Source organism: Nannocystis exedens (genome assembly GCF_002343915.1).
In the GTDB taxonomy this organism is placed as follows: domain Bacteria; phylum Myxococcota_A; class Polyangia; order Nannocystales; family Nannocystaceae; genus Nannocystis; species Nannocystis exedens.
The window spans coordinates 3,326,796-3,339,815 of sequence record NZ_NETK01000001.1; the positions used below are offsets into that span (position 1 = coordinate 3,326,796).

General features: G+C 70.3%; 12 protein-coding genes. 4 read left to right on the plus strand and 8 right to left on the minus strand.

Annotated features, from left to right (window positions below; genetic code table 11):
* Nucleotides 1–115: 115 nt before the first annotated feature.
* Nucleotides 116–922 (plus strand): hypothetical protein, encoded by an 807-nt coding sequence (locus NAEX_RS13045; protein WP_096327833.1) that lies wholly within the window; start codon nucleotides 116–118, stop codon nucleotides 920–922.
* A 194-nt stretch (nucleotides 923–1,116) separates the two neighbouring features.
* Here NAEX_RS13045 and NAEX_RS13050 read toward each other — a convergent pair whose 3' ends face one another.
* The 5 genes from NAEX_RS13050 to NAEX_RS50095 all read right to left on the minus strand — a co-directional run bounded on the left by NAEX_RS13050 (nucleotide 1,117) and on the right by NAEX_RS50095 (nucleotide 7,026).
* The gene (locus tag NAEX_RS13050; RefSeq protein WP_143141085.1) at nucleotides 1,117–1,323 is read right to left on the minus strand and encodes a hypothetical protein; all 207 of its coding nucleotides are present in this window, start codon (nucleotides 1,321–1,323) and stop codon (nucleotides 1,117–1,119) included.
* 11 nt (nucleotides 1,324–1,334) lie between these two features.
* Nucleotides 1,335–1,715 (minus strand): hypothetical protein, encoded by a 381-nt coding sequence (locus tag NAEX_RS13055; protein ID WP_096327835.1) that lies wholly within the window; start codon nucleotides 1,713–1,715, stop codon nucleotides 1,335–1,337.
* Nucleotides 1,716–1,839: 124 nt separating this feature from the next.
* On the minus strand, nucleotides 1,840–3,576 hold the full coding sequence (locus tag NAEX_RS13060) for a C25 family cysteine peptidase (RefSeq protein WP_096327836.1): 1,737 nt from the start codon (nucleotides 3,574–3,576) through the stop codon (nucleotides 1,840–1,842).
* Nucleotides 3,577–3,694: 118 nt separating this feature from the next.
* Nucleotides 3,695–5,116, minus strand: a complete 1,422-nt coding sequence (gene ltrA / locus NAEX_RS13065) for a group II intron reverse transcriptase/maturase (protein ID WP_211302405.1) — start codon at nucleotides 5,114–5,116, stop codon at nucleotides 3,695–3,697.
* A 572-nt stretch (nucleotides 5,117–5,688) separates the two neighbouring features.
* A complete protein-coding gene (locus NAEX_RS50095; RefSeq protein WP_170135684.1) occupies nucleotides 5,689–7,026 on the minus strand; it encodes a hypothetical protein in 1,338 nt (445 codons plus the stop codon).
* A 287-nt stretch (nucleotides 7,027–7,313) separates the two neighbouring features.
* Between NAEX_RS50095 and NAEX_RS50100 the strand changes: the two genes are divergently transcribed.
* The 3 genes from NAEX_RS50100 to NAEX_RS47775 all read left to right on the plus strand — a co-directional run bounded on the left by NAEX_RS50100 (nucleotide 7,314) and on the right by NAEX_RS47775 (nucleotide 8,431).
* Nucleotides 7,314–7,457, plus strand: coding sequence for a hypothetical protein (locus NAEX_RS50100; protein WP_170135685.1), 144 nt, complete (start codon nucleotides 7,314–7,316; stop codon nucleotides 7,455–7,457).
* An 85-nt stretch (nucleotides 7,458–7,542) separates the two neighbouring features.
* The gene (locus NAEX_RS47770; RefSeq protein ID WP_143141583.1) at nucleotides 7,543–7,755 is read left to right on the plus strand and encodes a hypothetical protein; all 213 of its coding nucleotides are present in this window, start codon (nucleotides 7,543–7,545) and stop codon (nucleotides 7,753–7,755) included.
* Nucleotides 7,756–7,948: 193 nt separating this feature from the next.
* Nucleotides 7,949–8,431: a protein kinase family protein gene (locus tag NAEX_RS47775; RefSeq protein WP_143141584.1), complete on the plus strand. Its 483-nt coding sequence runs from the start codon at nucleotides 7,949–7,951 to the stop codon at nucleotides 8,429–8,431.
* A 402-nt stretch (nucleotides 8,432–8,833) separates the two neighbouring features.
* Here the strand turns inward: NAEX_RS47775 and NAEX_RS52085 are convergent, their stop codons facing one another.
* The 3 genes from NAEX_RS52085 to NAEX_RS13095 all read right to left on the minus strand — a co-directional run bounded on the left by NAEX_RS52085 (nucleotide 8,834) and on the right by NAEX_RS13095 (nucleotide 12,858).
* Nucleotides 8,834–10,189 carry a hypothetical protein gene (locus tag NAEX_RS52085; protein WP_245913693.1) on the minus strand — a complete coding sequence of 452 codons (1,356 nt, stop codon included), beginning with the start codon at nucleotides 10,187–10,189 and terminating at the stop codon, nucleotides 8,834–8,836.
* A gap of 349 nt (nucleotides 10,190–10,538) precedes the next feature.
* Nucleotides 10,539–11,906: a Vgb family protein gene (locus NAEX_RS13090; RefSeq protein ID WP_096327840.1), complete on the minus strand. Its 1,368-nt coding sequence runs from the start codon at nucleotides 11,904–11,906 to the stop codon at nucleotides 10,539–10,541.
* Between the two features lie 157 nt (nucleotides 11,907–12,063).
* Complete coding sequence (locus NAEX_RS13095; protein WP_096327841.1) at nucleotides 12,064–12,858, minus strand: DUF1295 domain-containing protein; 795 nt, start codon at nucleotides 12,856–12,858, stop codon at nucleotides 12,064–12,066.
* Between the last annotated feature and the right edge of the window lie 162 nt (nucleotides 12,859–13,020).

Here is a 13,020-nt window from a genome sequence, read left to right on the forward strand (position 1 = left end):
TCGGCGCGATCCTTGGCCTCGGACAGCGCCTCGAGGATCTTCGCGATGATGAGGCGCTCGATCCGCGAGGAGCTCGGCAATAGACCGGCGCGTCGCAGAGTCTCCCCGTCTCCGCATGTCGTTCGCGGCCCGACTCTTCCTCGCCGGCGCCATCCTCTCGCCCGCGTGCGCCGGCCGCTCCCCCGCCGCGCCGCTCACCCAGGCCGCGCTGCGGGCCGCGCTCGATCGCCACACCTGCGCGCGCTGGGAGCCGGAGGTGCGGCAGTGGAGCTTGCTCCTCTTCGATGCGACCTGCGAGCCCGCGCCGGCGTCCGGGGGCCTTGAGGCCCTCGTCCGGGCTGCCGCCCGTCGCCTGCGCCCGCTGGCGATCCTCGCCGAACCCGCCTACGACCACTTCTACCGGCGCAGCGGCGACCCAGCCTCGCGGTCCCCCGGCGCAGTCGAGCACCTCGCCGACGCCGCCGTGTGGTCCGACCGCCTGCTCTCCGACGCCGCCTGGCGGGCGCTGGACCGCGAGCTCGCCGCCCGCGGCCTCGTCTGCGTCGATTGCCCGCGTCCCGACGAGCCCCCATCGATCACGTTTCGCTGGGCCGAGTTCTTCCCCTACCTCGCGGCCTACGTCTGGCCGGTCCAATTCTCAAAAGACGCGCCCGTCGAGATCTTCACCTGCACCGCCATCCACGGGGCCGCGGCCTTGCCCCCCGATCCGCTCCTGTCGCAGGCCGGCCGGCTCGCGGCGTTCGCCGTCGCGGACGACGAGACCGCCGCGAGCCGGCTGCGCGCGCTCGCCGGCCAGGGCTCGCTCGCCGAGGTCTCGCGGTCGATACGAGACTACCTCGATTCGCCGGCCGGTCGCCGAATCGCCTGCGCGGCGCTCGCGGACGTCGCCTGGTTCACCGGCCTGCGCGTCTCGGACTGTTGACGCGAGCGTATTCATCCCGGCGACCCGCGGTCACCCGTCTCGAGGAGCTCGAAGGGTCGACGGGGTCGAATCATTCCAGCTCGCCGACGGCCTCGAGAGCATGGGCCACGCGCCGGCCCCTCCCCCGCGAGCTCGGCGACCTGGGCCGCCCGCCGAGCCCGCGGGCGTCGGGCGCCGCCCGGACCGGGACGGGCTCACCCTTCCGGCGCGCCGACCACGTTCTTCAGCGCCCAGCCCGTCATGTCGGAGTACGTATAGGGCCCCACCAGCCCGCCGACGAACGTCACCGCGTGCGTCTCGGGGTCGACCACGCGCGCCCCGTTGGCCTCGGTATCGACCATCCACACCTGCCCGTCGACGTCCACGCTGATCCCCGCCGGGTACTTCAGGTTCACCAGCATCGACGCGTCGATCAATCGACCGCTCCGCCGTAGATGCCGAACCCGCCGTCGACCCCGGGCAGCGTCGTCGACGCCACGATCGTCCCGTCCGCCCCGCGCAGCAGGTACACCGTCGCGTTGCCGAGCGCGTCGGGAGCGCTGGTCCACACCTCCGGGTCGACGTGCGCCGTGCAACCGTCGCGGTCGATCACCGGCGTGCCCGACGTCCAGGCCGCCGGGCGCGACGCGAACCGCAGCGGCGTGTTCCACACCACACATTCGTCCTGCCCCCACGGCAGCACGTCGCTCGCCCCCAACGACGTCTCGATCGTCCCGCTGTCGTCGTGGTCGACGCAATCGGCGGCGCGGGCCACGATCTTGGTGATGCTGCCCGCGCGGTTGACCACCGCCACGTCCCCGCGCAGGTTAACCGACGTGCGCGAAGGGTCAGGTCCGACCTCCGGGCCCGTGCGGTAGCGAGATTGTTCCGCCGGCGCTGCGCTGCCGTGTGAACCGCCTCTTCCTGGCGGCGGGCGCTCAGTCGTTCACGCCCAGCTCCACGGATCCGATTGCCTCGGCACTGCCGTCGTCGGCGCGGACCTTGACATAGTAGCGGCCCGGGGGCAGGTCGGCCGGCAGCGTGAGGGTGGCCTGCGCCGCGCCGTCGACCAGCGAGGCCTCGGCGCCGAGGACGACCTTGTCGTTGGCGACCTCGTAGTTGGCAGCGATCACGGCGTCGCGCTGGGGATCGTCGTCGGGCGGGACAGGGACGAGCTCGCCGAGGATTTTCGAGCGCACGGTCTCCAGGGTGACGTGCGCCTGGCCGTCGGCGAGGCCCGATGCGAGGATGTCGACCTCGACGCTGCCACCCGGCGCGGCGGTGGCGGGAGCGACGCTGACGGTGGCCGGCGCCGGGTAGCCGATGATCAGCGCCGGGTCGCCGAACAGGGTGTAGAGGTGCAGGTGGCTGCGACGCAGCGCGTCCATGTCGGCGTCGGACAGCGAGAGGCCGAACGCATTGTCGATCTGGGCGCGGAAGCCGTCGACCTGGGTCATGACGCGCTGCTTCGCGCGCATGAACGCCTCGCCGACGGTGGCCGGACGCTCGGCGGTCATGACGAGGCCGAGCTCCCGGATGAAGATGGTGTTGGGGTAGACGTACGAGGTCTCGGTCGAGGAGAGCACGGCGACCGGGCCGTTGGCAGAGGCGAGCAAGGCGGCGGCGACGCTGTCGCCCGCGCCGGCGAAGGAGCCCATGGCGCAGGCGATCAGGGTGACGATCGGGCTGCGCCCGGCGATTGCCAGGTCGGCGAGCGCGTCCGCGTCGAGCAGCGGGTGGAGCTGGCCGTTCCACTCGAGCGGGGGGAAGCTGGTGGCGCTGCCGTGGCCGATGTAGGTCACCATCAACGAGCCCTCGAGGAATCGCTCGACGACCTTGTCGCTGAACTGCTCGGGGACGTAGACGTAGGGCGAGCTCTGTAGGCCGTACGTCATCGTGATGTCGAAGTCGTAGGGGATCTCGTCGAGCGCGGTATTGACGAGCTTCTCGACCAGGCTGTCGACCAGGGCGCCCTGGCCGAGAGCGCTGGCGAACATGTTGATGCGCCGATTGTGTGGACCGAGGCTGCGGACTTGCTCGTGGCGAATGGTCTTGTCCAGCGCGGCCGTGACTGCGGCGGGGTCGTTGGTGGCGATCCGGCCGACCGCGAGGTCGGTGAGGTCGTCGTCGTCGAGGTCGGCATAGAGGTGGTCGGTGGGGATCGCCATCGGCGGCTCGATCTCCAGCACCTGGACGACCTCGCCGAGCGGGACGGTGCCGGCGTCGACCGAGCCGCCCGGCTCGGCGTCGCCGACGAGCAGGACGAACAGCGGCCGCTCGGGGTCGCGCGCGGCGTGGTAACCCCGCAGGCGCTCGCGGATCGCCTCCACCGGGTCGCCGCCGTCGGCCAGGATCTCGCTCATGCGCAGGAGCGCGACGGTGTGCCCGCCGGCGCTCCGGTGCTCGCCGAAGCCGGCGGCGGCGTCGGCCAGCGGATCGGCGGCGATGATGACGTAGTCGACCGGCGGCGGGCCGACCTCGCCGGTGGTCGGCTCACCGGTGGTCGGGACCACGGTGGTGTCGGAGGTCGAGGTCGAGGTCGAAGTCGAAGTACCGACTGCATCGTCGGTAGTGCTGTCGCTGAGAGTCCCGAGGCCCTCGGTGACGGCGGGACTGCAGGCCGCGAGAGCCACGAGCAGCGACGACACGACCGATACCAGCGCCGACTTGATCATTGGTAGATCCTTTCTTATCAAGCGCGGTCTCCCGCGCGGAGATTGACAGGACCCCCGTTCAAACCGTGCGGGCGGATCTCCCGCACACGGCTTACGGGTGGTCTCTCGGGCCGTCGCATTACGCGGCCTCCGGGTACTTCACGGTGCCACGCAGGCGGTGGAGACCGTGGTTGTGGAAGAAGGTGCGAGTCCAGACTTCGGCTTCACCCGCGTGAAGATGCCGGCCCTTACGCTTCACCATGAAGCTGTGGAGCCGCTGCCACACGGAGGTGTCGATTTGGTTGAACTTCGCATATGCATTCCCTGTGCGGAAGTAGTTGCCCCAGCCGCGCAGCACCGGGTCGATGTCGCGGATGATCACCCGCACATCCTTGACTCCGTTGCGGTTACGACCGGTCAGTTCCTTCACGCGCTGCCGCACCCGCGTCATGCTGCGCGCCGAGGGCCAGCGCTGGAGGAAGTACACCCTGCGGTGTTCTCTCTCCCAGATCGGCCCAGACATGCGCTTGCGCAGGTGACAGCCGAGGAAGTCGAAGCCTTGCCGTCCCCAGCGCAGCTCGACTCGCCTCGTCTTCTCGGGATGCAGCTCCAGCCGTCGCAGGATCTCGCGGACCCTGCTCTCGGCTCCCTCGCACGCCTTCCTGGTCCTGCACAGGATCACGAAGTCGTCGCAGTCGCGCACGAGCTCGCCCAGGTGGGCGTGCCGTCGTCGCCACAGCTTGTCGAGGACAGCGAGGTCGATGTTCGACAGCAGCGGCGAGATCACGCCGCCCTGGGGTGTCCCCGAGAGCATCGCCGTCACTTCGCCGTCTTCCATCACGCCGGCTTCGAGCCACTGCCGCACCAGCTCGAGGACCCTTCGATCCGAGATCCGCATCTCGACGAGCTTTATCAGTCGCTCGTGATCGATGCTGCCGAAGTAGTCGCGGATGTCGGCGTCGAGCACGTGGTTTCCACCGCGTGCTCCCAGGACGCGCAGGCGCTCGAGCGCCTGCGTCGCGCTGCGCTTCGGCCGAAAGCCGTACGAGCACGGAAGGAAGTCCGCCTCGAAGATCGGCTCCAGCACCAGCTTCGCCGCCATCTGCACCACTCGGTCCCGGACTGTCGGGATCCCCAGCGGCCGCTCCTTCCCGTCCGCCTTCGGGATGTACCGCCGCATGACCGCGCTCGGTCGGTATGTCCCCGCCTTGAGGTCGTCGGCGATCGCTTCGAGGAAGCGATCGACGCCGAGCTCTTCCACCTCGGCCAGCGTCTGGGTATCGACGCCCGCTGACCCCCTGTTCCTCTTCACCCGCTTCCACGCTTCTTCCAGGACGTCACGCCTGAAGATGCGGTCGTACAGCGCATGGAAGCGTCTACCCGGTTGCCGCTTGGCTGCGGCCCACAGTCGGCGTCGAAGTTCTCGCACTTTGTCACGCGGCCTGCGCCGCATGGGGTTGTTGGGACCTGTCCTGCAGGCCATGCCCTCGCGCTTACCTTCTTCTCCGACACGACCACCCCAGGGGCCCTTCCCTCCGACGGCGTTGTTCTGCGCCGCCATCGCCGGTACTACGACCCCCTCGGACTCCCGCTGCACAGCGCTCGACTTCGCCTTCGGCTGATACGAGCCGCCTTGCCCCGACATGGGCCGTGCAGACGGGCCTCTCCTGTTCCGCATCGCTCCTTGAACGCGTGCTGCGCCCCGTACCCCGGGAGGATCCACCGCGCTTTCTGATCCGGATGACTGCGCGGTGGACGTGGCCTTCACCGTGACATGAGCGGCTCGGCTCCTCCATTGTTTCTCTGTCGAGGCTGCAGGCTTCACTTGATGTTGCGGCCCGCGTTCTTGCTCCCTCCGTAGAGGCTCTTGACGCCCCGCTCGGGCCGCGAGGATCTCTCCTCGCACCTGGGGCCTGCTACCGGGCGCTCCGGCGCCTACCCGGGCGGGACTCTCACCCGCTGGAACGGTGCAGCATGACGCGGCCGAGCCGCCCCCTTCGGGGTCGCGCTCGTCCGCGTCGTCAGGACGCACCATGCGCGCAGTCTAGCAAGGGGTCTGTGATGACCAGGGGGAGCGCGCGCGGGAGCATGAGAGCGGACTCACCCGTGTTGCAGGCGCCCGCGGTCCGCGGGTCAGGCCGTCCGCAGGAAGAACAGGCCGTCGGCACTGCTCGGCATCAGCACGAAGCCTCTGAGCGCGGGCACATAGGCGATCTTGCCATTGAGCCCGCCCGCGCTGGTGGCCGGCAACACGAAGCTGGCGATCTCCATGTCCCAAGTCGTGCCGTCGCTCGGCGTGATCCAGTACATGCGGCCCGGCCCGATGTTCGCGCGGCCGTCGTAGAACAGAAACTTGTCATTGACGGTGTCGTAGTCCATGCCGGCCCACCCCGGCTTGTCGGCCTCGAATTGCGCGTAGGCCTCGCTCGAGGCCGGGCTGAAGCTGATGGCCTCGCGCGTGGTGCCGCTCAGGAGGAGGCGTGAGGCGTTCACCTGGAGCGTGCCGGCGGCGAAGCCGTCTGCCCACTGCATGCAGAAGAGCTGGTCGCGCGCGGAGTCGTAGGCGACCGGGGTGCGGACGTTGATTGAAGCCGCGCCGGTGATCCCAGGATTGCTCCAGGCCTTGGTGGCCGGATCGAAGCGGCGGAATCCGGTGGTCCAGATGCCGCCCAGGCCGTCACGCACCTGGCCGAAGCCTCCGTTGTCCAGGATTGACGGCCAGGTGCCGGCCGCATCCCAGGTGTTGGTGTCGGGATCGAAGCCGTCGACCGTGAAGTAATGGTGAGCGTTGGGCCACGTGCCACGGCAGCCGATCATCATCAGTCGATTCAGCTGGGGCACCCAGAAGTTGTGCCTGTACGTGTGGCGCGAGCTGGGCAGTCCATCGGCGTTGTAGGGCTGGTCGACCAGCACATCTTCCGCCGCCGAAGGCGCATGGCGTAGCACCCAGACGGGCGCGTCATCCATCAGGTTGATGCTCGTGACCCTGTTGTCGGAGCTGTCGCTGTGCCCGCCGCAGCACAGGCAGAACAGCTCGCTGGTGTCCTGGCGGAGCGCGAAGCTGCTGAAGGCATCGATGGCAGCGCCGCCTGCTCCCGAGGTGCCGGGGATCGGAATCCACTCGTTGAGCGGCGCGCCCTCGAGCCATGCGGGCGTCCGGCCCGGCAGGGCGCCGGTGCTGCCCTCGCTGTCGGTGCTGCCGGTGCTGCCGGTGCTGCCGTCGGAGCTGGTGGGAACGCCGGAGCTGCTGCTGCCGTCCGAGCCAGTGCTGCCATCGGGGCCGCTGCTGCCATCGGTGCCGCTGCTGCCATCGGTGCCGCTGCTGCCACCGGTGCCGCTGCTGCCTCCGGTGCCGCTGCTGCCGCCGGTGCCGCTGCTGCCGCCGGAGGATCCTCCGCCACAGTTCAGCCCCGGGAGGGCCAGGAGGAGCCCTGCTGCGCTAACGAAGGTTCGTCGTGTGGTATTTGCCATACGGTCCCGGATTCTAAAGAAAAACGCCAGACAAGAGCGCGCGTCGCCCGCCCCTGCCGGGCGCCGTATCTGTGTCGGAGCAACGACGCGCCGACTGCAGGAGGAGATCGCTCAACCCGTCCTGCGAGGATCTCATCCGCGCCCTCGGCCGCTGGCGGCGGGTCGGCGCTGTTCTCTGCGGCCTCGTCGACGGGCTGCAGATCGACCCCGGGATCGACGGCGAATCAGTGTCACCACCTGCTTCTGGGGACAGAGGAATGTGTAGGACGGTCTCAGCCGAGCCCGAGGTGCTCGGCCAAGGGCGGCTCGGGCAGCTCGACGGGGATGCCGTCGGGCAGGGCGTCGAGTGGACGCTGAAGGTCGCGTCGGAGTTCGGGCCGCTCCCCGCCGGAGATCGCCGCATCGACAGCTGGCGCATCGAGTTCGAGTGACCTCGGGCGCTCGCTCGATCGCCGCAGGGCCGCGCTGTCGACGTCCGGCGCGGCCCCGCGGCCGTGTCGCCCGGATCACTCCGCCTTGAAGGCCGGCATCCGGCGGCTCGCCGGTCGCGTGAAGCGCTGGCGCGGCGGCTCGATGATCCAGCGCTGGATGGGCGCCGCCCTCCACGAGCTGCAGCGCGGCTTCCACCGCATCAAGGGCAGGCGTCGTCTGGATCGTCGCGCGGTCCTTCGAAGCAGCCGTCCCGACCTCGTAGAAAGCACGGAGCGGGGGAGGCCAGCAGTTTCTTGACGGCTCCGCCCTGCTTCGGGTCCATGCTTGAGCTCCTTCCTGGCAGCGCTGATCAAGTCGTCCGAGTCTTCCGCCGCTGCGGCCCGCGTTTGCTGCTGATCGCTTCGGTGAGCGCCTGCATGATCGCGTCGTTCGGTTCCCATGTGTGCGACGCTCTGTAACGACACTCAGCGAACTCCGCTCGCCAAGCACGTTGGGTTCGGTCCGGCTCGGGGCCATCAAAGCGGCCCACCAAAGCCACAAGGAAGTCGGAGCCGACGTCATCGGCGAGGTGCTCGACGGCCGCTACCAGCTCGTCCGCCGGCTGGCCAAGGGCGGCATGGCCCACGTGTTCCTGACAAAGGACAGGACGCGCAAGTGTCACGTGGCGATCAAGACTCTGCGCCGCGAAGGTGCATCGGCGCGGCGCCGCTTCGAACTCGAGGCCCCAGGTCCTGAGCAACGTCCAGTGCGAGCACATCGTCCGCGCGATCGCGTTCGGGGAGACCGCGGACGGCCAGCTCTACCTGGTCTCGAGGACCTCGAGGGTGAGACGCTGTCGCAACGGCTCGCTCAAGGCCCGTTGCCGTGGCGCGACGTGGCACGTTTCGGCGCGCAGGTCTCGCCCGCCCTGCATGTCCTGCACGCGGCGGGCGCGATTCAGCGCGACCTGAAGCCGGACAAATCCGCGGGATGATGGGATGGTTCAGCGCCGACAGGATCTTGGCCGAGCACGGCGGCGAGCAAGCGGCGCGGGTGGCGGTCATGAAGGTGGTTCATTGCCTTGCAGCCGCGTGAGCCGATCGCGGCGGCTCACGATTCCCGCGGCCAGGTCGACCGACGATCGGACCGCGTTCGGACCCGCGGCGCGTCGAGCGACGACGCGCGGCGCACCGCTGCGCGTCGCGTGGCGAGCGACGGGGCGGCGCGATGGACCATGTCTCGAGGAGCATGTCCTCATAGACATTGAACGATGCGGTCAGCAGGCTCGGCCGGCGATAAAGGCGGCCGTGCGCAACAGGTGCAACGGAACATGTCTTCAAGAACATGTCCTAGCGGGCATAGGCGAAGGCCGCCGGCGCGGTCGGCGATAGACGGGTCACGGGCTGAAGATGGCCAGCCAGACGTCGCCGACGATGGTCTCGTCGGCCATGGTGCCGCCGGCGATGATGCGGTCGGCGGCGTCGATTGCGACGGCGTACCCGAGGTCGAGGCCGTTGCCGCCGTCGATGTCCTTGCCCCACCGCAGCTGGCCGTCGGGGGAGAACTTGCACAGGCGGATGCTCTTGGAGGTCGCGCCGTCGCCGTCGCCGATGACGACGATGTCGCCCCGGCTGTCGACGGCGACGTCGCGGGCATTGGAGCCGGTGCACTCCTGGCTCGACCACAGTGGCTCGCCGGTGGGGCCGACCTGCTGGACGCCCAGGAATTCGAAGCCCTGCGGGCCGGCGAGCACGAGGCCGGCCGCGTTGGGGGCGATCGCGTTGACGACCCCGTTGCCGGTCGGGAGCGCTTGGGCCCACAGCGGGGCGCCGTCGCCGGGCGAGAAGGCGGCCAGGAACTCGGGGAACTGGTCGCCCTCGGGTCGCGAGTAGCCGGTGACGACGGCGTCCGCGGTGACCCCGAGGCCGGGCCCGAGCGGATAGACTTTCTGATCGACGCCGAGCGGGTGACCGGCGGTCCACTTCACGGCGCCGTCGGGGGCGTAGCGGCGCGCGAACAGGGTCGAGAGCGCGTCCGCGTCTCGGCCGAATCCGGCGACCACGAGGCCGTCGCCGACGAGCGCGGCCTGCGTGAAGTATTCGTCGCCGAAGCCGCTGCTGAGGGTGTCCTCCCATTCGATGGCGCCGTCGGGCGAGAGCCGCGCGACCCACGCGTCGCGGCCGTCGCTGCCGCCGTCGAAGCCACCGGCGGCGTAGATCGCCGACTCGTCGACGGCGACGCCGAGGACGTGGCCCGTGCTGTCCGGCAGGAGCGGGTGCGAGGCGAGCGGCGTCAGCTGGGCGTCGAAGCGGGCGACCCACCGGAGGAGGCCAGGGGCCACGCCGCCGACGACGATGGTGCCGTCAGGGGCGACGGCGATGCTGCGCACCTCGTCGGTGCCGTCGGTGGGCGGTCGGTGCTCGAACAGCAGCTCGCCCGAGGGGGCGCAGTCGTTGTTGCAACCGTCGCCGTCGATGGTGTTGCCGTCGTCGCAGACCTCGCCGTCGTCGAGGTCGCCGTCAGGACAGGTGGGCGCCGGGCCGGTGGTCGTGGGAAGCGGCGCGTCGTCGGTCGAGCTGGAGGTCGCGGTCGCGGCGGTCCCGGTCGGCGACTGCTGCGTCGTGCTCATGCCGTCGGTGCCAGTCGCCTGCGGGTCGGTGGCCGTATTCGGGTCGCCGGCCGCCGGCGGACAGGCGACGCACAGGGTGAGCACGTGGAACAGCGCGGGAGAAGCATGGCGGGCGGTCGGCACGTGGAGATTCCAGGACCTGCAGGTCCGCAGCGAAACCGACCGAGATCGGACACGACGGGCTGAAGCGCCGCCAGAAAACTCACGGGTGCTGGACAGCCTGCAAGAGCGCGCGAAGTCTCGGAGCGTCCACGAGCCGGCGACCGCGGTTCCCGACCACCAGCACAATGATCACTCGGGCGTCGCCCCAGCGCTTGTTGATCGCCCGCTTCGCCGTGAACGCCGCGGCACTGGCATTCGACACGATGGTTGCCGAGGCTTGTGACCGCGACGGGGGCGTGAGCTTCGACCAGTCGACGTGCGCGAGGGACTCGGCAAGCTCGCCGTCCTCGCGCGCTCGCGCCGACGGCCTTCATCCTTCCGGCGCGCCGACCACGTTCTTGAGCGCCCACCCCGTCATGTCGGAATACGTATAGGGCCCCACCAGCCCGCCGACGAACGTCACCGCGTGCGTCTCGGGGTCGACCACGTGCGCCCCGTTGGCCTCGGTGTCGACCATCCACACCTGCCCGTCGACGTCCACGCTGATCCCCGCCGGGTACTTCAGGCCCACCAGCATCGACGCGTCGATCAATTCGACGAAGCTCGCCGAGTCCGTGTCCACGCGCAAGATCCCTTGTGACAGCGCCGCCACCCACAGCTGGCCGCTGGCGTCCTCCTGCATCCCGCGGCTCAGCGACGTGTACGCCGGCGGCAGCGCCACGCTCGTCCACGTCGCGGTGCTCGGGTCGTAGCGCTGCAGCGAGCCCTGGCCGCCGACCCACGCCCGGCCGGCGTGATCGATGGTGAAGCCGTACACCGTGAAGAACGACTGCTGCGGGTCGGGCACCGCGATCAGCTCGTGGCTCAGGTCGTCGCGACGCACGTGGACCAGCGGCCCGGTCGACCACGCCGCGCCCCAGAAGTCGTTGTTCGCGTCGACCGCTCCGCCGTAGATGCCGAACCCGCCGTCGACCCCGGGCAGCGTCGTCGACGCCACGATCGTCCCGTCCGCCCCGCGCAGCAGGTACACCGTCGCGTTGCCGAGCGCGTCGGGAGCGCTGGTCCACACCTCCGGGTCGACGTGCGCCGTGCAACCGTCGCGGTCGATCACCGGCGTGCCCGACGTCCAGGCCGCCGGGCGCGACGCGAACCGCAGCGGCGTGTTCCACACCACACATTCGTCCTGCCCCCACGGCAGCACGTCGCTCGCGCCCGACGACGTCTCGATCGTCCCGCTGCCGTCGTGGTCGACGCAATCGGCGGCGCGGGCCACGATCTTGGTGATGCTGCCCGCGCGGTTGACCACCGCCACGTCCCCGCGCAGGTTGACCGACGTGCGCGAAGGGTCAGGTCCGACCTCCGGGCCCGTGCGGTAGCGTCCGACCTCCAGCCGCGTCTTCGTGTCGATCTTCGACACGGTCCCCTCGGGCGAGTTGGCGATCCATATGAAGCTGAACTCGAGGTCGCCGCTCTGGCAGCCGACCGGCACGCCGAGGTCGGGCTGCGCGCCGAGGTCGAACTTCACCGCCGCCGTCGTCGCGCTGGAAGAGGACGTCGAAGTCACCACCTCCGACGTCCCGCTGCTCGAAGCCTCGGCGCCGGTCGTCTCGGCCTCGCTCGTCCCGCTCGCGGGCCGGGGCGGCGCCGCGGTGGCGCTGCCGACGCTGAGGCCGCTGCTGCTGCTCTGGCCGGCGTGGCATGCGAGGCACAGGACGGACGCGAAGGTGGGCGCGCGCATGGGTGGACCTCCGGGCGAGCACAACCTTGCTCGCAGTCCACCGCGCGCGACCGTGACGCACACACGCGGCGCGCGCTCGCGGCGACGGATCACACCGCGTGATCGATCGGCGCCGGCGCCCCGGTCCGGCCGCCGCGGCGGCCGCCCCCGCGCGCGCTCATCGGCGCGGGAACCACGGGATCAGCCGCGACGTGGTCCGCTGATAGTCGGCGTAGGTCGGATACTTCGCGCGCGACAGCTGCTCCGTGAACGTCGTCGAGCCGTGGAACAGCAGCGTCAGCAGCACCGGGCCGACGATCGCCGGGTTGACGAGGCCGGCCCCCGACGCGACCGAGAACGCGTAGAAGGCCCACCACATCGACACCTCGCAGAAGAAGTTCGGGTGGCGGGAGTAGCGGAACAACCCGCGGGTCAGGAACTTCGGCCCGTAGGCGTCGCCGCGGGCCCGCTTGGCGTTCTGGAACCGCCACTGCTGCTGGTCGGCGATCGTCTCGCCCGCGAGCAGCAGCAGGAACACGATCGTCGCCAGCGTGTCGAGCGAGCCCCACGGCGCCGCCGTCGGCGACGCGGCCACATAAGCCGGCACCGCCAGGAGCAGCAGCAGGATGTTCTGGAAGAACGCGATGAACACCAGGGCGAACACCGCGAAGAGCGGCGGGGGCAGGCGGCGGCGCAGCTCGACCCAGCGGTAGTCCTCGCCGCCGGGCGCATAGCCGCCCTTGCGCGCGAAGTTGTAGGTCAGCCGCGCGCCCCACAGCGCCGCGAGGATCGTCATCACCGTCAGGCGCGGCGCGCCGGCGTGCGAGTGCGACGCGAACCATGCGACGTACGCGGGCGGGAGGATCGACCACAGGCGGTCGACCCACGAGTACTCGCGGGTGAGAACGCCGAGCAGCCAGCACAGGGTGGCGGCGCCGAGGCACGCGAGGGACGCGGCGTGGAGTGGGTCCATGGCGGCATCCTATGTCCAAACGCCCCGCGTGGCGACGAGCGCGGCGCGCGGGCGGGCGCGGACGGTCGTCCGCACATGGCCTCGAGACCATACCCGACGCGGGCGTCGGACCTGCGTTCGGCGCGGCCCGACGCGAGGTTCGGGGGCCTCGCGTGGACGCGT

Coding starts and splice junctions, on each gene's coding strand:
- NAEX_RS13090 (WP_096327840.1), bottom strand. CDS start 11,906: ATGCGCGCGCCCACCTTCGCGTCCGTCCTGTGCCTCGCATGCCACGCC.
- NAEX_RS13045 (WP_096327833.1), top strand. CDS start 116: ATGTCGTTCGCGGCCCGACTCTTCCTCGCCGGCGCCATCCTCTCGCCC.
- NAEX_RS13050 (WP_143141085.1), bottom strand. CDS start 1,323: ATGCTGGTGAACCTGAAGTACCCGGCGGGGATCAGCGTGGACGTCGAC.
- NAEX_RS13095 (WP_096327841.1), bottom strand. CDS start 12,858: ATGGACCCACTCCACGCCGCGTCCCTCGCGTGCCTCGGCGCCGCCACC.
- NAEX_RS13060 (WP_096327836.1), bottom strand. CDS start 3,576: ATGATCAAGTCGGCGCTGGTATCGGTCGTGTCGTCGCTGCTCGTGGCT.
- ltrA (WP_211302405.1), bottom strand. CDS start 5,116: ATGGCGGCGCAGAACAACGCCGTCGGAGGGAAGGGCCCCTGGGGTGGT.
- NAEX_RS50095 (WP_170135684.1), bottom strand. CDS start 7,026: ATGGCAAATACCACACGACGAACCTTCGTTAGCGCAGCAGGGCTCCTC.